Origin of the sequence: Pseudofrankia asymbiotica (assembly GCF_001983105.1) — a bacterium.
Lineage (GTDB): Bacteria > Actinomycetota > Actinomycetes > Frankiales > Frankiaceae > Pseudofrankia > Pseudofrankia asymbiotica.
Genome location: NZ_MOMC01000118.1, coordinates 1 through 21,704 on the forward strand (window position 1 = coordinate 1; position 21,704 = coordinate 21,704).

Below are 21,704 nucleotides of genomic sequence, written 5' to 3' on the forward strand. Positions count from 1 at the left end.
GGCATGTAGACCTTAATTCTGGCCAGGCAAAACACGACATTGAAATCGATGCTCACGATGGTCCATATGCGGCGGTGGAAGTCACAGAAGACCTCGACAACGCCTTTGCCCAATGGGCCAGTCAAAATACTCCCCGCGTTCCAGTAACGCAATGCCACCATGGTTGGCGAGTAGAAATGGATCATCCGCCAGAAAAGCCTAGAAAATGGGCGAAGAAAGAACTTGAACCCTTCCTTCTTGAGCTAGAGAAGAGGAACATCGCAAAGACGACTATCTACCCAAGCTCTCCAGTGTGGGTGAAGATTCCACCGTCGCTTCGCGATCTCGGATTCGTTTCCGCCCAGGTTACTCAAAACATTGTTCCAAGCGGAGAAGCTTTTCTTGAGTTTGGCTGGTGGTCCGAGTCGAAAGATCGGAACTACCCAAGCAAGTGGCTCGAAGATTTCGTCGCCTCCGCACGGTGTGCTGGGGAGCGGGCGAAGCTTGCGGCAAGCGGATTTTCGGAGCGTCATCTCGCAGTAGTAATCCCGTTCACTCCAGCGTCAGCGCGCGACACCTTTTGGGCGCTGATGGCAATAGGGATGGGAAGACGTGAGCCGCCCGCAACGATTCCGCGTTTGCCGTCGGAAGTCACGCACTGCTGGATTGTGTGCAACTATCCGGGCGTGGTGTCACTATACCTAAGCGCTAAAGACGGTTGGCAAGTTATTTCACCCCTGACTCCTACAATTGAGAGCTAGTCTGCCAGAGCTACATAGCGCAATCCATGGAGCGCCGGATCGGCGAGCTGGCTTCGAACAGCGCCCGAGTCTGCTGGCGGTTCTGAGGGACTATCGGGAGAAGCCGGTCTCAAGTCCTGGTCTCGTTCACAGTCGTTCAGCCCCGGTCACGACGGGCACGATCGGCGCCCTAGCCAGGGCGCCGAAACTCCTGGAACCTCCGTAGACAGACCACCGTGGCACTGAAAGCGGAAGGTCGGCGGTTCGACGCCGCCACCATATGCAGGCAAGACAGAGGCCACCGGCGACGCTGATCCCTCTGTGCCAGTCTTGGGTGAGACACCTGCTGAGTGCGGGTTGGCTACAGGGGGTGTGATCGGAGATCCTTGTGTTCGTGGAGTCAGAGTCGCAGGAGCGGCCGGGCGGGTCCTCGCCGTCGTCGGGGCGTGATCCGGCGCCGCGTCCGTCGCGGCGGGTGTTCAGTACGGCGTACAAGCTGCGGATCGTCGCCGAGTACGAGAACGCGCCGCATGGGGAGAAGGGTGCGATCCTGCGTCGGGAGGGATTGTTCTCTTCTCATATTGTGGAATGGACACGGGCTCGTGACGCGGGTGCTCTGGGAGGAACCCGTGCCGTGACGGATAATCCGGAGAAGAAGCCGGGGAGGTCGGCGGAGCAGGTCGAGTTGGAGAAGCTGCGTCGGGAGAACGAGCGGCTGAAAACGCGGCTCGCGACCACGGAGACGGCGCTCGATATCATGGGAAAAGCGCGCGTGCTCTTGGAACAGATCTCCGAGAGCACGGACACCGAGAAGCCGTAGACCAGGTTCTGGGCGGTGCTTTCGATGAGCTGCGTGCCGCGGGGGTGTCGGTGAAGCGGGCCTGCGCGTATACGGGCCGGTCGCGGGCGACGCATTACCGTCACACGGCGCCGGGTGGCCGTCGGCACGGGCCGTGGCTGGCGCGGCGGCCGCCGCCGGCGGCGTTGAGCGACGTCGAGCGCGCGCAGGTGCTGGCGCTGCTGGCCCAGGCCGACTACGCGGATCTGTCGATCCCGCAGGTCTGGGCCCGTGAGCTGGACGCGGGCCGGTACTGGTGCTCACTGTCGACGATGTACCGGATCGCCCGCACGGCCGGGCAGACCCGCGAGCGCCGCGCCCAGGCGACCCACCCGCCACGGGTCCGCCCGGAGCTGTGTGCGACCGGACCCGGCGAGATCTGGTCGTGGGACATCACCGCGTTGAAAGGACCCGTCAAAGGCGTCTGGTACAAGCTCTACGTCATCCTCGATATCTACTCCCGCTATGTGACTGGCTGGCTCGTCGCCGCCGCCGAGGACGCCGTCATCGCCAAGGACTTCCTCGCCGACGCCATCCACCGCAACGGCGCCGCACCGCGGGCGATCCACGCGGACCGCGGCGGGGCGATGGTCTCGAAACCCGTCTCCGAGCTCCTCGTCGACTTGGGCGTTGCCCGGTCGCATTCCCGACCCCGCACGTCGAATGACAACCCGTATTCCGAGGCGCAGTTCAAGACCCTCAAGTACAGCTACGACTTCCCGGACCGGTTCGGGTCACTGGCCGATGCCCGCGCTTTCTGTGAGGGGTTCTTCACCTCCTACAACCACGACCACCGTCATTCCGGGATCGGGTTCCACACCCCCGCCTCGGTCCACTTCGACACCGCCCACCAGGTCCAGGACCACCGCCAGGCCACCCTCGACCGCGCCCACGCGGCGCACCCCGAGCGGTTCGCCCGCCGGCCACGGCCGCCCCGGCTACCCGAGACCGTGTGGATCAACCAGCCAGTACCAAGCCAACCAACCGAAGATCAACTGTCTCATTTGACTTGACACCTACCGGATGGCCTCACTGGTCTCAGTTGCAGCGCCGGCAGGCTCGGGTGTCCTATCTCGTCTGCTCCTGCAAGCGACGGGCGAGCACTGTTGCGCACGGTAGCCGCCGGCTTGGCGTGGTGCCCCTGGACCGCGGGCCGCGCCGCGGCGTGGCGCTCCGCGATGGCCGATCTGTCACACCCAACAACTCGGCGGCGCCCTGACGGGGCCGTGCTCACCAGCGCGTCGTGAGGTATCGAGTCGCTGTCTTGCGTGGCATGTCCTACACTGCCGGCCAACCGGGGAGAGTGATGGCCGTGACGAACCATTCTTCGTCTCATGACGACGACACAGGGAACACCGAAACCCTGGACGCAATGATAGACAAATCTGCTCGCGAGTTTCATGGCTTATTCGAAGCTCTGTGCAATTTCATCGAGTTGGAGTACTCTACAGAAACACCGCTTCTTAAAATCGCCGGAAAATCGGTCTTTGATCGACAGACAAAAACGCTCGGCTCCTCTATCATTCTTGGCGAGAGTGGAAATGGCCAATTGGCGGCCTCCTTCATTCGTCAAATATACGAAGAAAAGGTGTGGCTGAAGTACCTGACGACCGTACCCGCAAACCTCGTGAACAAGCTGCTTAAATCCATGGCGCTTTATGATGCGATGCGCGGGCTCCGCGCTTTCGTGGAGTTCGCCGATCTTAAGGAGACCATCCGATTCGGATTTCCTCTTTCATTTTTGCTGCAAGGTGAGTCGTCACTAAAGGTCGCCAAGAAAGATCTCGGTGAACTAGCAAGAGAGCTAGGATGGCCCAAAGGAAATAAAGTGCTGCCATCTACCGACTGGATCGCTAAGGAAGTCGACGACTACAAAACTTACAGGTATCTCTTTAGCGCATCGAGTCGCGCGGTCCATTTCTCCGTCGGCGAGATATTCCGCAACTCCTGGTTTGACGATGACATACCCCTGCACCTAGGAGATATACGACGTACGCATCAGTATGTATTCGCACTAGACTGCCTCATCCGTATGATTATTGAGACATACGAAACCGCATACGCAATTTTTGAGCTACCACTATACAGTGCCGTGAGCGAAGAGTCCGTCATGGAGACTATAGGTCGATTCGGCAAAATCGGTAGAATTCCGATGGTTATTCCGGAAGAATTTAATCTGCGAGAGAATCAGCGGCGATAAGTTTGGCGTATCGAACCGACGGCCGTACCATTGTCGTATCAGTCCGCAGCGGGCGAAGAGGCTGGCACCCAAGCCGGCGGGCATCCCTGGACCACTGTGGGCACGCACGCCGCCCGGCAGGGCGGTGTGGTCGATGGCCGCCGGTGGACGCTGCGCACCCTCTCCTTCCTCCGGCCATATGGACGCGCTTGGTCTCAGTCTTGGTCTCGTTCAGGGTCGTTCAGCGGCGTTCGAGACCACACAGTGGCATCTCCCGGGCAGGGGCGCGAACCGCGGTGAAGTCTGGTGCACGAGCCACCGTGGCACTGAAAAGCGGAAGGTCGGCGGTTCGACCCCGCCCCTGCCCACCACCTCTGACCAGGGGTTTTGTTTCGCCGGAGAGATCGTTTACGCGCTTTTGTAGATCGTTATGTAGCAACGGGTGTAGCAACGCTGACCGCAGGCAAGCGGCGGACGGTCACTCGTACACCAGCGCCGACCTGCACAAATGCTTCCGGCAGACCGTCCGCTTCGAGACAACACGGTCGAAACCCGACTTCGCCGCCGCGATGCGCGCACCCGAGGTCGCACAAACACGCTGGTCACGGGTCCGCCGCGAAACACTGGTCCGGCGCGCTCTCCATGGGAACGGACCGGTAGAACTCCCGGACCTGCGGATTCAGCACTGGCGAGCAGCGCGCCGCGCGTCCTCGGCATCGGTCGTCGGCTGTGCTACACCGGTAGCTACAGAACAGACGCCGACGGCGCAAAACGCGGCTGGGCAGCCGTCTTACCCTCCCGACGCGCGGCGCGAACCCGCGGACCGTCAGTTTCGACGGCGGGCGGTCGAACCAGCCAGTTCTCTGGAAGCCAGGCAAGCAGATCGACCATCTCGCGTCGCCGGCTTCGGATGCTGCCAATTTCGGGTGTCGGTGGTCGTGGACGACAATGACCATATGGGCAGGGCATGTGCTGACGTGKACCGTGGCCTTCGCGAGCCGGATTGGTCGATCGCGCTTGGCGATCCCGAGGACGCCGTTTTCCTCAGCGAAGCGGGCCGAGGCGTCCTGCGCCGCATGGCCGTCGACCTGGAGGCGTTCTTCGGGCCGGGCTGGCTGCACCGAGCCGTTCAGCAGGTAGCTGTTCAGCTCGGTTGAGCGGGTGCCTTCCGGATCTTGTGTGGTGATCGTTCGTGTGATCGCGTGGCGGTGGGTGGTGATCCGTTAGCGTCGCGGGGGTGGAGCCTGGTGGTCGGCCGACGTACGAGGATCTCGGGCGCCTGCTCGCGGACCGGGACGCCCGCACCCTGATCGGGCGGATGCGCCGCCACGAGGACATGATCTTGCGCTTCGCCGTCGACCTCGCGGTGCCGTTCACGAACAACCTGGCCGAGGCGGCCGCCAGACCCGTCAAGGTCCAGCAGAACACCTCCGGCGGCGCCTAGCACACCCTCACCGGCCTCGCCGACTTCGCCGTCGTCCAGTCCTACCTGTCGACCGCCACCAAATGGGGAGGTGCTCCGCAGGAACCTGCAGTCCAATCCCGTGAGCGACGAGTTCCACCACCATGTGACGTCGGCCCGCCTTGCGGTCCAGGYCAGCTCGCCGAAACCTACGTCGAGATCGAGCCGAAAAAGCCAAGCGGTGGACCGGGTGATCTCCGCATCGTACAAGGCGACGCCGACGTGTTCATCGAGATCCGTGGGCTCGGCCCGGGAGCGGCGTTCATAGACCACCAAGCCAATGTCAACAGCGCTCGGCAGCACCTGTGGGCATCGGAGTCTCAGTACCAGGTTGGCTGGACTGGCGACCTACCCACGAAGGTCACGACGCAGTGGCGCATCGACACCGAGCAGGCCRCACAGGAGGCCGCCGAGTCAGATCTGCCCCGAGACGTCGTCACCAACAACGACGGCACGCTCACCACCTTCCCCGAGGCGAAGGCCGCGGGCGTGACCTTGGTCAGCCCTAACCTCGCTCTGCCCCAAGGCCATCGAGTCACCAACGCGATCAGAGTCAAGGCACGATAGACGGCGTCGACTGGTGCGGCCTGGGTCTGGCTCGCGGATAACGGCTCGCTCTGGCCGCTGACAGAGTTCGCCTCGTATCCTCTGGCCCAGAAGGTCGACGCGCTGGCCGAGCTCCTCGCCAACGTCTTCCAAGACCATCCCCACCTCCTGGGTGTGGCGTTCAGACGACGAGCAGCGCGTAGATCTCCTGGGCGACACCGTCGGGGCTCTTCGCGCGTTGGACACGGCCTGGTCAAGGCCGGTGGTCGCCAGCTGAGGTGCTGGCGTGCGGGGGCGGTGTCGCCGGCCTCAAGACGGAACGCTTGCCCGGTCTGGCCGTCCACCCTGGCCCGTATCCGCTTACCAGGTCACGGGCATTTCGTAGACGCCGTACCCGACCCCGAGCCCGTCGTTCATGAACGGGAGATCGCCGAGGCCGACGGCGAGGGCCAGCGTCGGGATTCGGCGGAACAAGGTGGCGACCACGACCTGGAGCTCCAGCCGGGCCAGCACCTGGCCAACGCACTGGTGCACGCCGGCCCCGAAGGTAAGGTGCTTGCTGGCGTCGCGGCGCAGGTCGAGCACCCCGGCACCGGGGTAGGCGCGTTCATCGCGGCTGGCGATCTCGTCCGGGAACACCAGACCCTCGCCGGCGCGGATCACCTGCCCGGCAATCTCGATGTCTTCCAGGGCCRAGCGGCGACGGCCGAACCGGGCGGCGGCCCCCACATAACGCAGCAGCTCCTCGACGGCTGCGGCGATCCCCGGGGCGTCGGCGTCCTTCAGCATCGCGAGCTGCCGCGGATGCAGGAGAAGGGCCAGCGTGGTCAGCGAGATCATGCTGGCGGTGGTCTCGTGCCCTGCGATCATCAGGAACAAGGCCATCATCACCAGGTCGTGCCGGTTCAGCTGGCCGGTGGCCAGCCGTTCAGTGGCCAGTTGGGACAGCAGGTCGTTGTCGGGGGCCCTGAGCTTCCGGCTGACCAGCTGGTCGAGGTAGCGGTAAAGCTCACCCTGGGTCTGGTGCATGACCTCTGTCGGGATGTCGCGGCTGATCAGGGTCAGGCTGGCGCGCCGGAAGAAGTCGTCGTCTTCGTAGGGGACACCGAACAGCCGGCTGAAGACCAGGGTCGGGACCGGCATGGCGAAGTCGGCCACGAAATCGGCCGGCTTCGGGCCAGCCAGCAGGGCGTCGATGCGGTCGTCGACGATCCGTTGGACCGCGGGCCGCAGCCGTTCGACCTTGCGGAAGGTGAAGTGCCCGAGGATCATCCGGCGCAGCCGGCCGTGCTCCGGATCGTCCATGGTGGTCAGGAACCGGCCCCCTTGATGGGCGGCGTCCCGCATGTGCTGGTTGTTGAACGGGTAGCCCGGTCGCATCCAGTCCGCGCTGACCCGGCGGTCGGCCAGCAGCGCCCGCTGTTCGGCATGCCGCGTCACCAGCCACGGAGTGCTGCCGTCCCACAGCCGGACCCGCACCAGCGGCGCCCGCGCCTGCAGCTCGGCGAGCCCAGGTGCCGGATCCAGCGGGCAGGCCGCCGCCTTGGGCATCGGAAAGAACGGGACGGCTGTGGTACCCATGTCAGGAACGTCGGCCCGCGACACCGTCACAAAAATACCTCCGTGCTCAATAGTCAGTCATACTAGGGGCTAGCATGACGGGTACGGCGCCCGTCGGCACGGTCATCGAGCACGGCTGTGTCCTCGGCCTCGAAGACAAGGCCAGTCTGGGCGGTGAGCAACTCGAGGTCAAAGTCGAACCCGCCCGCCAGAAGGTCGCCCTCCGCATGGATGGCCATCTCATCCACGTTGTCCGCGACGGCGTCCTGGCCAAGACGCTGCCGTGCCCGTTCCCGGCCGACAGACGGGTCAAGGTCCGCGGCGCCCGCATCGCCACTTCCGACCTGCCCGCAATCTCCGATTGGCCGCCGAGCGCCAGAGTCACGGCGGGCGTCCTGACGGAGCCTCCTGTTTGCAGACTCTGCTCTGGTTTGCGACAATTCTGCCAGAAGTACACTCTCTGTGACGGCTTAGCCTTAGACATACCAGTGACGGGAGCCGGAGTGGAGTTGCTGCAGATCGGACGCGACCGGCCGGAGCCAGCGCCAAATCCGCTGGCGACGGAGGAGGGTGTGCTTTCGGTCGCGCTGGTATGCATGCCCTGGGCTGTGGTCGACATGCCGTCCCTGGCACTCAGCACGGTCGCGCCCCTCTTTGCACAGCGTGACGAAGTAAGAAGTCTGGATGTCGTCTACGGCAACATCCGATGGCTCGACTTCCTCATCCGCAGGGTCGGCCTCGGTCGTGCGCACTACGAGCTGGTCTGCGACGCCGAGGTGCTCGGAATCGGAGAATGGGTATTCTCCAGCTGCTTCCGCCCTGATACAGATCCGCGCCGGACGAGTTTCTTCGAATTGCTGAAGGGCAGCGATCAGGCCGAGGCTTACTGCGAGATGTTCCGCGCTGCTCCGAGCTTCGTCGACAAATTGGCCGAAGAGGTCGTCGAGTCCCGCGCGGACGTGCTCGGCCTGACCACGACCTTCGATCAGAACATCTCCTCGTTCGCGCTTGCGCGGCGTGTGAAGGAGCTGCGTCCGAGTACCGTCACGGTTCTCGGCGGGGCGAACTGCGACGGCGTCCAGGGCACGGCGATCCACCGGGCCCGGCCCGAGCTCGACTATGTGATCCGGGGCGAGGCGGAGCACTCGATCGCACCACTCGTCGCGCACATCGCGGCCTCGCGGAGCGGCCGAGTCGATCAACGGAATGATCTGGTGCGCGCGATTCMAGGTCTGTGCTGGCGATCCGGGCCGGCCGGCGCCACGGTCAGCAATCCCATCGGRCCCAAGCCCGTCTTCATGAATGCCGTCCCAGAGCCTGTCTACGACCACTACTTCCGCGATCTGAGCAAATCCGCGGTCACCGAGTTCGTTGATGTCAAGATCCCCCTCGAGGCCAGTAGAGGGTGCTGGTGGGGGGCCAAACACCACTGCACGTTCTGCGGCCTGAATGGATCCGCCATGGCGCACCGCGCCAAGCCCCCGGAGCGAGTCCAGGCCGAGGCCGCTCGGGCCATCCAGCGGCACGACGTGCTCGACCTGGTGTTCTCGGACAACATCCTGAGCCCCGACCATCTCACCCAGCTGACCACCGACCTGGCGCTGCCGGCGGACTGGGATGTCCGGCTGTTCGCCGAGGTGAAGTCGAACCTCACATTCCAGCAACTCGAGTCGCTCTCCCGAGGCGGCTTCACCCAGCTGCAGCCGGGCGTGGAGAGTCTGTGCACCTCCGTTCTGCGCATCATGCGCAAGGGAGTCACAGCATGGCAGAACGTGCGGTTCTTGCGAGATTGCGCGACCTGCAGGATCTATCCATCATGGAACGTCCTCGTCGGTTTCCCGGGAGAGGAGGACCGAGAGTACGCGGCATTGGCCGCGTCGCTCACGACCCTCCACCACCTCACGCCGCCCTCCGGCGTCCGCCGGATCCAGTTGATGCGGTTCAGCCCTTATTTCGACGACTCCGAGCTCGGGTTGAAGGCGCTCGGGCCATCTCGTGAGCTCGCGTGCGCCTACGAAGGGGTAGCTGACGATCTCGAGGACCTCGTCTATGTGTACGACTCCGAGCCTGCTGGCATATCAGCGGAAATGTACGGGACGTTGTCCGACGCGGTCTCCGTATGGAGGGCGAGCTCATCGAGGTCACGGCTGGTCGCTTTGCCGGCATCGGAAGACTCCCTCGTCGTCGTCGACGACCGATCTGGTTGGCCTTCACGCGAACTGGTGCTGGCACCTGGTCTTGAAACTGAGGCCTACCGTGCGCTCGCCAAAGGAAGGACGCTCTCCGCACTCRCTCACACGATGGACGCTCTCGGGATCGCCGTGATCGATGGTCGGCTCGAAACGCTCGTCGATGAGTGGACCGCGCTCGGACTCACGTTCCGTGACGGCTCTACCTACGTGGCGCTCGCAACGGGACTACGCTGGTGATGCCTCAGGAAGCACACCCGCGTGCGGGCCGGCGCCGGCTGTTCGTGCCGATGGAGTTTGGCTCCATTGACAATCGGGCGAGCCTCGCCGCCCTGGCCCGAACGGGTTACGCCGGAGTCCGGCTGTCCGGGCACCACGTCATGACGGACATGCACGATCGCGATCTCGTCGCGCTGATCGCGCTGCTGCGCGATGCGCGCGGCGTCGGTATGCGGGTCTCGTGGAGCGGCGAGTGCGGCAACCTCGACGTCCGATGGCTCCGGCACCTCGATCCGCCGCGTCAGCCCGACAGCACCCTCGCGTGGTCGCCGCCCTCGGAGGCGTTCCTCCTCGCGCGGCGAGGTCCGTCGTCCATACTCGTAGACGACACGCGTGCTGGTCCCCGTCGGCACATCGTCATCGACCGCTCCACGCCCGCGGCGAAAGTTCTCGAAGCCACCGACTGGGGGCGCGCGATCACTCCCGGGGAGCGGGCAGGCGTTCAGAGGCTCGCCATGGATGGCCTGGCTTTCTGTTCTGGCAACTACTGCGTGGGGCTTCCCGTACGCCAAGGGGTCTGGTGTGTCTGAGGGATTCATTCGATTCCGTATGACGAGTGATGAGCCAAACGGGAAGGCGGGAACCACTCMTGTCGTTCCGGTACGCATGGGATCCGCAGGTCTCGGATTGATCGTCAACGACCATCGCGAGGCCCTTCGAATACTGTCCGACGTCGAAACCTACGGGAGCGCAGGGGAGCTGATCGAGGCTGCCTTCAGCGGCTCCACCAGCCCGTCTCCAGACGCGACGTGCGGGCGAGTCTTCGCCGTGAACCAAACCGATGGCGACGAGCACCRCCAGGTGCGGCGTGCACTTCGGAAGGTGGTCGACGACCGCGTCAGGCGCGTGTCGGACGGACTCTTGCAAGACATCCACCAGACGATCGAACACGCCCTCGGTGACGGCCGCTTCGACGCGGTCGCGGACGTCGGTGCGCCCATCGCCGACAATGCGATCTCTCGCCTGCTCGGACTTGATCCTGACCTCATCAACGCCTTGCGGACGTCGGCATATCAGGGTGACCCGGTGCACGAGATCGATGCCACCCTCGTCGACCTCGTGCGGGAACGACGTGCGCACCCTACCGATGACCTTGTGTCAGACCTGATCACCCAGATGCCTTCCTCCGGGAATCGGCCGGTCGCGGCGAACACCCGGCTCCTCGCAATGTCGAACGTCGAGGTGTTGTCAGCGCTCGTCAGCAACGGAGTCCTGTGTCTTGCACAGGATCTGAACCTACAGGATCTCGTCCGAGCCGATGAGGCGTTGCTGTCCGGGTTCGTGCAGGAGGTGCTGCGGTTCGCAAGCCCGGTCGCTCGAGGGATCTATCGCGTCACCAAGGCGCCGTCCACGATCGGCCGGTGCACCGTTCCTGCAGGGACTCTGATCGTCATCGGCGTGGATCATTGCAACAGGGACAATGCTGCGTTTCCGGACGCCGACCACTTCGAYCCCAAGCGCGGCAACGACTTCGGGCATCTGACATTCGGCCATGGCCGCCATTCATGCTTGGGCATCCGATACACCCGGATGATCGCGGAGAACGCCTTTCGCGCGATCCTCGACGGCACAACTCGTTTCGGCCTCGCCGTCGATACCTCGGAGCTGCGTTGGCACGGCACCGGAGTGATGAACGGGCTCATCGAACTGCCCGTCTGGTTCGAGCGCGTCACGCCGCCGACGTCCAAGGAGTCGTGAGACTGCAAAGAGCACGAGAGCCGCGACGGGAACCACAGCGAAGACGCCCGCCGAGGATGACGAGCCGAAAGCCTCCGTCAGAGCACCGAAGATGAGATAGGAACCAGCGATGGCAAGGGATTCGAAGAATCCCGCCACGCCGGTGATGGCTCCTCGATAGTCCGACGGGATCCGGTCCTGGATCGCGAAATCAAGCGAGATCGCCGTGACCTCGGGCAGCGAAGCCGCGACAAGAACGACAACTACCGTGACACCCCCTATGCCACTGCTGGTGAGCAGGAGACCGACGGCCAGAATGGTGAGCGTCGAGCTTGCCAGCGCGGCCGTGGAGAACCGGCGCATGACGCGTGGTGCGAGCAGCGGCGCAAGCGCGCCGAGCGTATAGACAGCAGCCATGGTGACTGCGATCGCAGGGGTGGGCAGGCTCTGGGTGGCCAGAATATCCTGACTGAAGATCAGGAACGGTGTGAGCGTGCCATGCAGGAGCGAGGAGACGATCAACAGCAAGGCCCAGGACCCACCCATGGCACGAAGCGCCGTCCACCGGCTGTCGATCACCTTCGTCGACGCGGCGGCCCGCTCTTCGTCCTGCGACGTCGGGGCCTTCGCCGGTCCAGGAAGGAGGACCGTGGCAAGGATGCCGGCAAGGCCGGTGGCGATGCCCGAGATCACGTAGACCAGCGTCCAGCTGACCGGCTGGAGGAGCCCGCCAATGACGATGGCGACCGACACGGTGGCGGCGCTTACCGCGGTGAACCGCGACCGCAGCACCGGGAATGCGACGGCGGCGTCCTCCGAGGATTGCGCGGCAGCCTCGTAGAGGATGACGAGCTCGGAATTCAACTTGATCGCAAGACCCACGCCATGAATCAAGAACAGCAGGAGAAAGAATACGAGCGAGGGTGGAGCCAGCACTTGGCCGATGAGGACCGCGCTGATGATGAGCTGACCCAACCCTGCCGCGGCCCGCGCACCGACCCGGTCGATGAAAAAGCCGACAGGAACACTCGACAGAGAGATCGAGAGATAGATCATGGTCTGGAGCAGGCTTACTTCCAGGGTGCTCAGACCGCGATGCAGCAGGTAGAGAACGAAGATCCCTTGTTGCAGCAACGTATTCGACAACGCCGCGAAGAGGAACAGCCTTGCGTTCCGGGTGGTGCGTGGGCGCGGGAAGTTCATTCTGGTCCCGCCGATGTGGATGTACAGGTGATCATACGGTGCCGTGGGTCCTATTCGAGTGGCGTCGGCGAAGCAGTCGAGCCCGTGGACTTCAGAGCCGTCACCAACCCGCTCCTAGCAGCTCGACGCGCTCCGCGGTCGGTTCCGTGCGCACGCCGAGTATGCCGAAAATGAGGTCACGACCCATTGTCGCACCCACCAGGGTATTGACCGGGCCAAACGATGCCGCCATCGGAGTGCTCGCGGCACCGACCGCCGTCCGTGCCTCCTGGAGTGACGCGATGAAGGCCAGCACGTCAGCGGGCCGGATCAGCGGGCCGCTCGACCCGACCCGGAGGCCGCAGCTTCCTAAGATCATCGTCGTTCCACGATCGAGGCAGGCCTGAGCACAGATTTCCGGCAGCGACGCAGGACTGTCCGCCGCGACGACCAGGAACCCGCCTTCGCGCAGGTAGGGCAGCAACGCGTCGGTGGTGGCGATGTGTTCCATGACGGCGATCGGCTCCGTTTCGGGAAGACGCTCGCGCACCCATTCGAGGGCCACATCGACCTTTGGTCGTCCCACATCGCACCGTCGGTACAGATACTGGCGGTTCAAGTTCTCCAACGCGACCCGGTCGCCGTCCACAAGCGTGAGCCCGCCCACACCGGCACCCACCAACTCGGCCAGCACCGCTCCTCCGATTCCGCCGACGCCGAGGACTGTAACATGCGCCGCACGCAACCGCTCTTGTGCCGCGCCGGCGTCCAGGCCGAGCGCCGCGAAGTACTCGACCTGATTCCGCCAGGCGGACGAATGCCAGGAACGGTCGAACGGCGCGACGATGAGATGGAGCCGGATGAGTGTGCTCACGATGGCATCGACGTGGACACCTCGCGGCGCCGGGAAGCCGGCTGGCTCGGCAGAGACTGCTTCGAGCCATGTGAACATCTCTTCTGGGCAGCGCTGGACCAGCAGGACCGCGTCCGCGAACACTCGCAGGTCGTCACCATCGCGAGACCAGGTGGCCGCGGGCGAGAGGACATAGCGGTTGATTCCGTCAGCCATCGGCGCTCCACCTGAACCGGGGGAAGCGCACGGCATCCATGGGCGGCCAGGGGCGACCTGTCAGCCCCTCTCGCTGCAGCCAGTGACCACGGAGGCGCAGAAGTGAAATAAGCGGACACAGCTCGCGGACCGCTCGGCACAGCTCGTCGCGCGCGGTCTCGTCGTCCGGGACTTCGGACAACCGATGCAGCAGAGGTGCGAGGACAGGGTCGCGCCGCGCCGGGTCGAGCATGTCCAGAGCACAGATCGGATCCTCGAAGAACGGGCCGCGCAACGCGAGGAGCAGGTCGCAGGACTGCGCCGAGCCTGCGGCGAACTCGGCGGGGACCAGCTCGACCTCGACGCCGACGTTCTCGGTCAGTTGAGCCGCGATCTCCTCAGCCACGATCAGGTTGGGGTAGTAGTCCCAGTAGCCCAGGCGCAGCCGCTCACCGGACCCGATGGTGCTGATCGGAGCCTCGATGTGGTGCTCGGGGGCTGCCGCCTCCACACCGTGCCCGCAACGTGCGACAAGACGGTCGTAGCGGATCGCTCCTAGGAGTCGGCGCCGGAACGCCGGGTCGCTCGCCGCCGACGAGCTGCCGGGGACGGTCTCCAGGCACATCTCGATCGCGGTCGGCGCCGTGTGGAACGCCCGGCTGCCAGCGAAGTCCGGGATCCGGTCGAGCGGAAACGCCGTCGCGCACGTGACGTCGACCTCGCCCCGTTGGAACCGCTCCGGTGCACTGTGAGGATCGCGGCGAACGAGCACTCGCACAGGGGGTGTGCCGACGTTCACGGGTTTGAGCCAGTACTCGTCGTCGGCGGTGCGCACAGCACGCTCGTAGGCACCGGACGACAGCTCCCCGCACGTCGAGGTCGGAGCGAGGTCGACGCTCCGGAGCAAGCCAGGCAAGTGCGGCACCGGGCGGCGCAGCTCGATGACGAGGGCGTCCTTCGACGTGTGGACACCGCTGATGTCGAGGAGAAACCGCTGGAGGGACGGGACCGCGAGCGCGGCCCGGATCGCCCGGGCATGATCCCGCGCCAGCACCGGGCTGCCATCGGAGAAGGACGCGCCCTGCCGCACGCGGTAGTGCTGGCACTTTCCGCGACCCTCGACCCGGACGAGATCGAGGCGGCTGCGCTGACTCGCCGAGGCGAACCAGCGGCTCAGGTAGTCGCCCCCCGTGGGCCCGTGCCATCGAAGCGGGTCGTCGTCCACCTCGACGACGACGGGGCGCCGTGCGCTCATATGGACAGGAGACGACTGTCGACCGCTAAAGGCACCGGCCTGGGGGCATCTGGCGAATCGTCGATCCGGGCGCACAGTCCGGCCACCATCGTCGCGACATCGCGCGGCCGACCGGGGGCGAGATCTGCGACGAGAGCGTCACGCTCGTCCCGCTCGCGTGGCATAAGAGCCCTGAAGAGCCTGGCCTGCCCCGGCGTCAAGCGGATGGTGCACACCTCGGCCGCACTCGTGCGATACACGACCGCGACGATCGGGCGGCTGAGCTCCGGCGTCCACGCGATCTCGCGCGGGTCGGACACCATCGTGACGACGTCGACGTCGAGATCCGCAACCAGGAAGTGCGGCTTGGCCTCCACGGTGGCGGGCTGCCGATAGACGTTGACGAGTTCTTCCTCGATCTCGTCGCCCCGGAACTCCGCGAGCATCGTGTCGTACTYGAACAGCGCCCTGGCGGCCGGCACATGCACGTCGTCCAGCTGCTTCAAGATCTTGACGAGCCCGTCCTGAACCGTTACGTCGGCCTGTTCGAACAGAGCGTCAAACACCTCGACATAGGTGAGTCCCGCGACCTGCTTGAAGAATCGCAGCAGGTGGTAATAGCGACGCGTGAAGTACCGCGAAAGACGCAGTACGCCCACATAGTACTCGTACTCCCGGTTCTCGCTGCGAATAAAGCTGAACCCGGTGAAGGTCGCCAGGTCGCTCGTGATGAGCGCGCGGACATCCGATGGGAGGAAGGTCCCCATGGCGTCCAGCCCGCTCTCGAGCGGCTCGAGTGCGGCTCGGTACTCATTCGTGATCTCAGCGCCGGGCAGCGGCTGGAGCACACTGAGGTCGCTGCTGGTGGCGCCGTGGGCAATCGCGTCGAAGACGACTTCCAAAGACTTCTCGAGGTCGTCGGCGCTCTCGTCCGGATATCCCACGATCGTGTTCGTCTCGAACTGGATGCCGACTTCCCGGGCAGACTGGAAGAATTCATAGGTCCGCTTCGTCGAGGGCATTTTGAGCATGGCCTTGAGAATCTTCTCCGAGCCCGCGTCCGTGCCGCAGAAGATATTGAAGCACCCCACGTCGGCCATTCGGCGCAGAAGACTCGGGTTGACATTGTCCGGCCGTACCGCGCAGCCCCACTCGAACATGTCGTTGTGCCCGGCGAAGTAGGACAGAAACTCGTCAAGATATCTTCGGTTGTTGGCGAAGTTGTCGTGCAGGAAGTTGAACCGAGTTACCCCGTAGGCACGGTTGAGGAAGCGGAGCTCATTGAGGATGACCGCAGGGTCCTTGATCCGGAAGTCGCGATCCCAGAATGTCGATGTCATGCAGAATTTGCAGGAGTAGGTGCACCCGGAGCCGATATGCACATCAAAGATGTGCGGGGTGGACAGCCGGATGTAGTCGCCCATCGGGACCGCGCCGTATGCGGGCATAGGCACAAGGTTCAGGTTCGTGGTCGGCTGAGGTCYGCGGGACACGACCTGGCCGTTCTCACACGACCAGAAGCCGAGTACGTCGGCGGAATCGGAGCCGTCGGCGACAGCGTCCGCGAGAGCGGCTATGGCCAGCTCTCCTTCACCTCTGCACACGAAGTCGACGCAGTCGGCGAAGCGCGGGAGGGCATCGGGGAAGACACCGAACGTCCCAGGTCCGCCCAGGACCACCGTGACATGCGGCCGGAGCCGCTTGACCTCACGCCCGATGAGTAGACAGGCCGGGAGGGTATCCGCAAGACAAGTGAGACCGAGGATGTCGGRCTCGGTGGCGAGCATGCGGGCACACGTCTGTTCGAGCCAGTTGGTGTCGCTGGGTTCGAAACCGCCGATTCGATGTTCGTATTCTAGGTCGACGATGACGGTAGGATGACCACGCTCCTGCAACGGCGAGGCTATGCAGATCAGACCGAGGGGAACGAAGAACGGAGAATTGACATCGGCGTTGATCAGGGGCCGACCGAGCGCCACACGAGCCTGCCGCGTCGACGACCGAACAGAAAGTTGGCCCTCCCCAGCAACGGAGAGGGCCAATCGCTTAGGAGTCGACATCAATGGAATCAGCAGCGCCGCGCAACGATAGCGCCGAGGCTGGYCGACGTCAGTGTGACGAGCTCGATGTCATCGACGAGGTCGACGCCCTCCTCGTCGGAGAAGAGGACCATATTCGGGGCCGCCTCGTCCAGCTGGCCCGCCGGACGCTCCATCACGACTTCCTGTTCCATATTGTTCCCTTCCTTGCTCCTAGACGACTATCGGCATCTTTGTGCATCTTATGAATTTTGTCAAGAGCGTTGTGATAACTCGCACGCAGGGAGCCCGAGTTTCGCAGTTGGTGGTCACGGAAATGCGCTGATCATGGTGTTTACCTGGGGAAACGCGTATAGAACCAGGTGGGGGCGCGTGTCCACGCTCTGGCCGTCCCTGACGAGGGGTGTCGCGGTGTGTTTAGGCGGGGTTGAAGGYAGTGGCCCGGGCGGGTGGTGGAATGGAAACGCCCTGGTAGATGGTCTTCTGGACTCGGCTCGACGAGCGGGTTACTATCCGCGTCCCGGCCAGGAAATGGCCGCCGCCGCGGCGCAGTAGGCCAGGTTCGACACCGAGGAGAAACCCGGTCGACGGTGATCACACCGCCGAGTCTCCAGGTCCGCAGGTCATCCTCCACCTGTTCCAGCACGCTCTGATCGATGGAGTTGCCGGGCCAGCACCAGACCCGCACCGGGACCCCCTTCCTGGTGACCGCCAGGCCGATAACGACCTGCGACAGGTCATCCGGTGGTCCTTCGACTTCACGTCAGCGATCTTCGCCGTGTGCCCACGAACTGCGGAACCCGGGGGAACGAACCAGCACGGCGCTGGTCTTGCCCGCGCGTCCGGCGCATGGACGAAGCAGTCCGGCGCATGGGCGAAGATGGCAGCTATGGGTCACCTGGAGGTCGCGCATGTCGACTACTACCTGCCAGATGGGCGGCTGCTCCTAGCCGACGCCAGCTTCCGGGTCGGGCAAGGCGCGGCCGTGGCCCTGGTCGGGCCGAACGGGGCCGGGAAATCCACCCTGATGCGACTGATCGCCGGGGAGCTGCAGCCCGACGAGGGCACGATCACCAGCAGCGGCGGCCTGGGCGTCATGCCGCAGGCCATCGGGTCGGTCCGCGACGACCAGACGGTCCGGGATCTGCTCGTCTCGGTCGCCCGGCCGGCGGTCGCCGCAGCCGCGAAGGCGGTCGACGCGGCCGAGCTGGCGCTCATGGAACGCGACGACGAAGCCGCGCAGATGGCGTACGCGCAGGCGCTGGGCGACTGGGGCGACGCGGGCGGATACGAGGCGGAGAACCTCTGGGACAGGTGCACGATGGCCGCCCTCGGCGTGCCCTACGACAGGGCCCAGTGGCGGGACGTGCGGACCCTGTCCGGCGGCGAGCAGAAGCGCCTGGTTCTCGAGGCGCTGCTGCGCGGGCCCGACGAGGTGTTGCTCCTCGACGAGCCGGACAACTACCTCGACGTGCCGGGCAAGCGCTGGCTGGAGGAGCAGCTACGGAACACCGCGAAGACCGTGCTGTTCGTCTCACATGACCGGGAGCTGTTGTCGGTGGCCGCCGACATGGTCGCCAGTGTCGAGCCCACGCCCAGCGGCTCCCAGGTGTGGGTGCACGGCAGCGGGTTCGCGTCCTTCCACGAGGCGCGCGAGCAGCGGTTCGAGCGGTTCGACGAGCTGCGCCGCCGCTGGGACGAGAAGCACGCCCAGCTGAAGAAGCTCGTGCTCGACATGCGCCAGTTCGCGGCGCGCAGCGACGCGATGGCCTCTCGGTACGCGGCGGCCCAGACCCGGCTGCGGATGTTCGAGGAGGCCGGACCGCCGCCGGAGCCGCCCCGCAAGCAGGACATCACGATGCGGCTGCGCGGCGCCCGTACCGGGCTGCGGGCCGTCACCTGCCGGAACCTGGTGCTGACCGGGCTGATGCGCCCGTTCAGCCTGGAGGTCTTCTACGGCGAGCGGGTCGCGGTGCTCGGCTCCAACGGATCGGGGAAGTCGCATTTCCTGCGACTGCTGGCCGGCCAGGATGTCGCCCACACCGGCACCTGGAAGCTTGGCGCACGGGTCGTCCCCGGATTCTTCGCCCAGACGCACGATCACCCCGAGCTACAGGACCGGGCCCTGATCGACATCCTCTGGGAGGAGCATGCCAGGGACCGCGGTGCGGCGATGAGCGTGCTGCGCCGCTATGAGCTGGAGCGCCAGGGCGACCAGCCGTTCGGAAAGCTCTCGGGCGGCCAGCAGGCGCGCTTCCAGATCCTGCTGCTGGAGCTGGAAGGCGCGACGGCGCTGCTGCTCGACGAGCCCACCGACAATCTCGACCTGGAGTCCGCCGAGGCCCTGCAGGAGGGCCTGGAGTCCTACGAGGGCACGGTGCTGGCGGTCACCCACGACCGCTGGTTCGCCCGCACCTTCGATCGGTTCCTCGTCTTCGGCGCCGACGGCGCCGTCCGCGAGACCACCGAACCCGTCTGGGACGAGGCCCGCGTCAGGCGCGCCCGCTGACCCGGGATCTCTATTACCATTACCATCGGTAGCTTCATGCTGATAACTTTGCAAAACATGACATTGGTGTGGAGCTAGGACAGTGACGTCTTCTCAGGCGAACGTTCCCGACCTTGAAGCCACGGAAGTCCCGTTCTTTCCGATGCCCAGGGCGGCTGGATGTCCGATGGATCCGGCACCCGGGCTCGCGGAGCTGCAGGCGCAGGCGCCGCTGATCCGGGTCCGGCTGTGGGACGGCAGCACCCCGTGGCTGGTGACGCGGCATGCGGAGCAGACCGCCCTGCTGACGGACCGCCGGGTCAGCGCGGACTGGATGCTGCCGGGCTATCCGTTCTTCAACCAGTACATGCGGGACCACCGCCAAGAGGGCCAGTTCCTGACCATGATGGAAGGCCCCGAGCAYATCCGACTGCGCCGCATGGTCGCCCGGCCGTTCACCTTTCGCAAGGTCGAGAGGCTGCGGCCCGCGATCCAGCAGACCGTCGACGACCACATCGACGCCCTGCTGGCCGGCCCGAAGCCGGCCGATTTCGTGGCGAAGTTCTCCCTGCCGGTGCCGTCCATCGTCATCTGCCGCCTGCTCGGCGTCCCCTACGAAGACCACGACTTCTTCCAGCGCGCCATCACGACGGTGACCAACCGCGAACTCCCGGACGAGGTCGTGGGCGAGTTCGAGGGCAAACTGTACCGCTACCTCGACCAGCTGATCGGCCGCAAGCTCGCTGCTCCCGACGACGACCTGCTGTCCCAACTGGCCACCGAGCGGCTGGCCACCGGCCAGCTGAACCGGCACGACCTGGTGATGCTGGTACTGTTCCTGCTGATCTCGGGGCACGAGACCACGGCCAGCATGATCGCGCTGGGCACGCTGGCCCTGCTGCAGAATCCCGGCCAGATCGCCGTGCTGAAGGAAGCCGACGAAGCCGGGGTCATTGCAGCCGTCGAAGAGCTGCTGCGATATCTGACCACCGTCCAGCCCGGCCGTCGGCGGGTGGCCGTGGCGGACATCGAGATCGCAGGGCAGGTGATCCGCGCCGGAGAGGGCCTGGTGCTCCCGGATGAGATCAGCAACCGCGACGACAGCGTGTATCCCGATGCCGGGACGCTGGATCTGCGCCGCGACGCCCACCCGCACCTTGCCTTCGGGCTCGGCGTACACCAGTGCGTCGGCCAGCCGCTGGCCCGGCTCGAGCTCCAGGTCGTGTTCGCCACCCTGTTCCACCGTATTCCGACGCTGGCCCTGGCCAGCGACCTCGAGGAGGTCTCGTTCATGAACGACGGGATCGGGTACGGCGTCAACGCAATGGCCGTGACCTGGTGAACGGCATCAGCGGTGTTCGATCTTGGCGCTTGATGCGCAGGCTCCGGGCCCGACAACTCGCGGCCAGGTGCTCAGCGAAGGTCTGGTGGAGAAAACGGCCGGCGACCGCGCAAGCTGACAAACCCGGTGCGTGACAGCCAGTCGACGAGCAGATCGTCACGCTCGGCCGGAACCCGCGCTGGCGGGTTCGGATGGTCGCGCTCGAAGGCAGGAGCGGTTTCGAAAAGCCGATATGTCCGGTGGCAAGCACCGCGAGCAGCTCGCTGCGCTGCCCGTCCAGCCATCGCAGGTAGCTCGCGGCGGCGCCCGACTGGCCTGYGGTCGCCGAGGAGCCGCCGGCCCGGGTCAACCCGGAGCCTCGGCTGGCGGTGAGCCGGTCGATGTAGCGCTCGTACAGTTCGTTGCGGATGCCGGGCCGGGGTCCATCTGGGATTCGTAGACCTAGGCCGCGAGTGCGGCCAGCAGCGGAACCGCGAGCACATCACCGAGGCCGGCGGGGCGACTTCGTCGAGGAACTCGCGAACCGCCAGCGCCCCGGCGGGGACTCGTCGGGGTCGAACCAGCGGCCCGCGAAACGTGCCAGCGCCTCGCCGTCGAAGGGTTGCAGGTCATAGAAGCCGACCCGTGGCCCGGTCAGCAGCGCGATCTCACCAGGCGGCAGCGGATGGGTCGGGCCGTACTCGGTGACGACCGCGTCGCACGCCGCCTCCCCCGGCCACGGGTCCGCGACTCTGCCAGCACCCGTGCCGGCAGCACAAGATGTACACCCGCCCGGGCTGCGGCTCCGCGGCGAGTCACCTAGCAGGACATGCAAAGCCGCAGGTCTAAGAGCCTGTCCTGAATCTTGGTGGTGTGGACTGCGGGTGGTCTGTTTCTGATCTGCGCGGTGTGGCGGGCAGGTCGGGTGGGCTCGGTTGGTCAC

General features: G+C 65.1%; 16 protein-coding genes, 1 tRNA gene and 2 pseudogenes. 13 read left to right on the top strand and 6 right to left on the bottom strand.

Annotation, left to right across the window (positions count from 1 at the left end):
- From BL253_RS42660 to BL253_RS43240, 8 genes and pseudogenes are all read left to right on the top strand, one after another.
- Positions 1–740, top strand: a 740-nt coding sequence (locus BL253_RS42660) for a hypothetical protein (RefSeq protein ID WP_158230501.1), incomplete at its 5' end; no start/stop codon positions are given.
- A 367-nt stretch (positions 741–1,107) separates the two neighbouring features.
- Positions 1,108–1,539, top strand: a complete 432-nt coding sequence (locus tag BL253_RS42050) for a transposase (protein ID WP_076821493.1) — start codon at positions 1,108–1,110, stop codon at positions 1,537–1,539.
- A 164-nt stretch (positions 1,540–1,703) separates the two neighbouring features.
- On the top strand, positions 1,704–2,570 hold the full coding sequence (locus BL253_RS37260; RefSeq protein WP_241835365.1) for a DDE-type integrase/transposase/recombinase: 867 nt from the start codon (positions 1,704–1,706) through the stop codon (positions 2,568–2,570).
- Positions 2,571–2,863: 293 nt separating this feature from the next.
- Positions 2,864–3,757, top strand: a complete 894-nt coding sequence (locus BL253_RS42055) for a DUF5677 domain-containing protein (protein WP_131831683.1) — start codon at positions 2,864–2,866, stop codon at positions 3,755–3,757.
- A gap of 255 nt (positions 3,758–4,012) precedes the next feature.
- Positions 4,013–4,107, top strand: a tRNA-OTHER gene (locus tag BL253_RS42665).
- A 567-nt stretch (positions 4,108–4,674) separates the two neighbouring features.
- On the top strand, positions 4,675–4,893 hold the full coding sequence (locus tag BL253_RS37265; protein WP_131831684.1) for a hypothetical protein: 219 nt from the start codon (positions 4,675–4,677) through the stop codon (positions 4,891–4,893).
- A gap of 125 nt (positions 4,894–5,018) precedes the next feature.
- Positions 5,019–5,249: pseudogene (locus BL253_RS37270) on the top strand (IS66 family transposase); the annotation flags it as partial.
- Between the two features lie 171 nt (positions 5,250–5,420).
- Positions 5,421–5,765 carry a hypothetical protein gene (locus BL253_RS43240; protein ID WP_198946551.1) on the top strand — a complete coding sequence of 115 codons (345 nt, stop codon included), beginning with the start codon at positions 5,421–5,423 and terminating at the stop codon, positions 5,763–5,765.
- A 339-nt stretch (positions 5,766–6,104) separates the two neighbouring features.
- Here the strand turns inward: BL253_RS43240 and BL253_RS37275 are convergent, their stop codons facing one another.
- Complete coding sequence (locus BL253_RS37275; RefSeq protein WP_076822702.1) at positions 6,105–7,325, bottom strand: cytochrome P450; 1,221 nt, start codon at positions 7,323–7,325, stop codon at positions 6,105–6,107.
- A gap of 74 nt (positions 7,326–7,399) precedes the next feature.
- Here BL253_RS37275 and BL253_RS37280 point away from each other — a divergent pair, with 74 nt between their 5' ends.
- The 3 genes and pseudogenes from BL253_RS37280 to BL253_RS44520 all read left to right on the top strand — a co-directional run.
- Positions 7,400–9,733, top strand: a complete 2,334-nt coding sequence (locus tag BL253_RS37280) for a RiPP maturation radical SAM C-methyltransferase (protein WP_081439078.1) — start codon at positions 7,400–7,402, stop codon at positions 9,731–9,733.
- Entirely contained in the window at positions 9,733–10,302 is a 570-nt protein-coding gene (locus tag BL253_RS37285) for a DUF5825 family protein (protein ID WP_131831685.1), read from the top strand. Before BL253_RS37280 ends, BL253_RS37285 begins: the two co-directional genes overlap by 1 nt.
- Positions 10,303–10,939: 637 nt before the next feature.
- Positions 10,940–11,275 (top strand): annotated as a pseudogene (locus tag BL253_RS44520) (cytochrome P450); the annotation flags it as partial.
- Here the strand turns inward: BL253_RS44520 and BL253_RS37295 are convergent.
- The 5 genes from BL253_RS37295 to BL253_RS42670 all read right to left on the bottom strand — a co-directional run bounded on the left by BL253_RS37295 (position 11,276) and on the right by BL253_RS42670 (position 17,146).
- The gene (locus tag BL253_RS37295; protein WP_076822707.1) at positions 11,276–12,652 is read right to left on the bottom strand and encodes an MFS transporter; all 1,377 of its coding nucleotides are present in this window, start codon (positions 12,650–12,652) and stop codon (positions 11,276–11,278) included.
- Between the two features lie 100 nt (positions 12,653–12,752).
- The gene (locus BL253_RS37300) at positions 12,753–13,700 is read right to left on the bottom strand and encodes a ThiF family adenylyltransferase (protein WP_076822709.1); all 948 of its coding nucleotides are present in this window, start codon (positions 13,698–13,700) and stop codon (positions 12,753–12,755) included.
- Positions 13,693–14,934 carry a periplasmic substrate-binding domain-containing protein gene (locus BL253_RS37305; protein WP_076822711.1) on the bottom strand — a complete coding sequence of 414 codons (1,242 nt, stop codon included), beginning with the start codon at positions 14,932–14,934 and terminating at the stop codon, positions 13,693–13,695. The genes BL253_RS37300 and BL253_RS37305 overlap by 8 nt, the downstream gene beginning before the upstream one ends.
- Positions 14,931–16,892: a B12-binding domain-containing radical SAM protein gene (locus tag BL253_RS37310; RefSeq protein WP_076822713.1), complete on the bottom strand. Its 1,962-nt coding sequence runs from the start codon at positions 16,890–16,892 to the stop codon at positions 14,931–14,933. Before BL253_RS37310 ends, BL253_RS37305 begins: the two co-directional genes overlap by 4 nt.
- A gap of 89 nt (positions 16,893–16,981) precedes the next feature.
- Complete coding sequence (locus tag BL253_RS42670) at positions 16,982–17,146, bottom strand: hypothetical protein (RefSeq protein WP_158230502.1); 165 nt, start codon at positions 17,144–17,146, stop codon at positions 16,982–16,984.
- A 695-nt stretch (positions 17,147–17,841) separates the two neighbouring features.
- On the opposite strand from BL253_RS42670, the gene BL253_RS37315 reads away from it, so the two are divergent.
- Together BL253_RS37315 and BL253_RS37320 are read left to right on the top strand one after the other, a co-directional pair.
- Positions 17,842–19,461, top strand: coding sequence for an ABC-F family ATP-binding cassette domain-containing protein (locus BL253_RS37315; RefSeq protein WP_076822715.1), 1,620 nt, complete (start codon positions 17,842–17,844; stop codon positions 19,459–19,461).
- A gap of 313 nt (positions 19,462–19,774) precedes the next feature.
- A complete protein-coding gene (locus BL253_RS37320) occupies positions 19,775–20,782 on the top strand; it encodes a cytochrome P450 (protein WP_241835492.1) in 1,008 nt (335 codons plus the stop codon).
- Positions 20,783–21,704: the final 922 nt, after the last annotated feature.

Bases quoted from the DNA above. Each gene is read 5' to 3' on its own strand.
- BL253_RS37295 (WP_076822707.1), bottom strand. From the start codon at position 12,652: ATGAACTTCCCGCGCCCACGCACCACCCGGAACGCAAGGCTGTTCCTC.
- BL253_RS37300 (WP_076822709.1), bottom strand. From the start codon at position 13,700: ATGGCTGACGGAATCAACCGCTATGTCCTCTCGCCCGCGGCCACCTGG.
- BL253_RS37285 (WP_131831685.1), top strand. From the start codon at position 9,733: ATGCCTCAGGAAGCACACCCGCGTGCGGGCCGGCGCCGGCTGTTCGTG.
- BL253_RS42055 (WP_131831683.1), top strand. From the start codon at position 2,864: ATGGCCGTGACGAACCATTCTTCGTCTCATGACGACGACACAGGGAAC.
- BL253_RS37305 (WP_076822711.1), bottom strand. From the start codon at position 14,934: ATGAGCGCACGGCGCCCCGTCGTCGTCGAGGTGGACGACGACCCGCTT.
- BL253_RS37315 (WP_076822715.1), top strand. From the start codon at position 17,842: ATGGGTCACCTGGAGGTCGCGCATGTCGACTACTACCTGCCAGATGGG.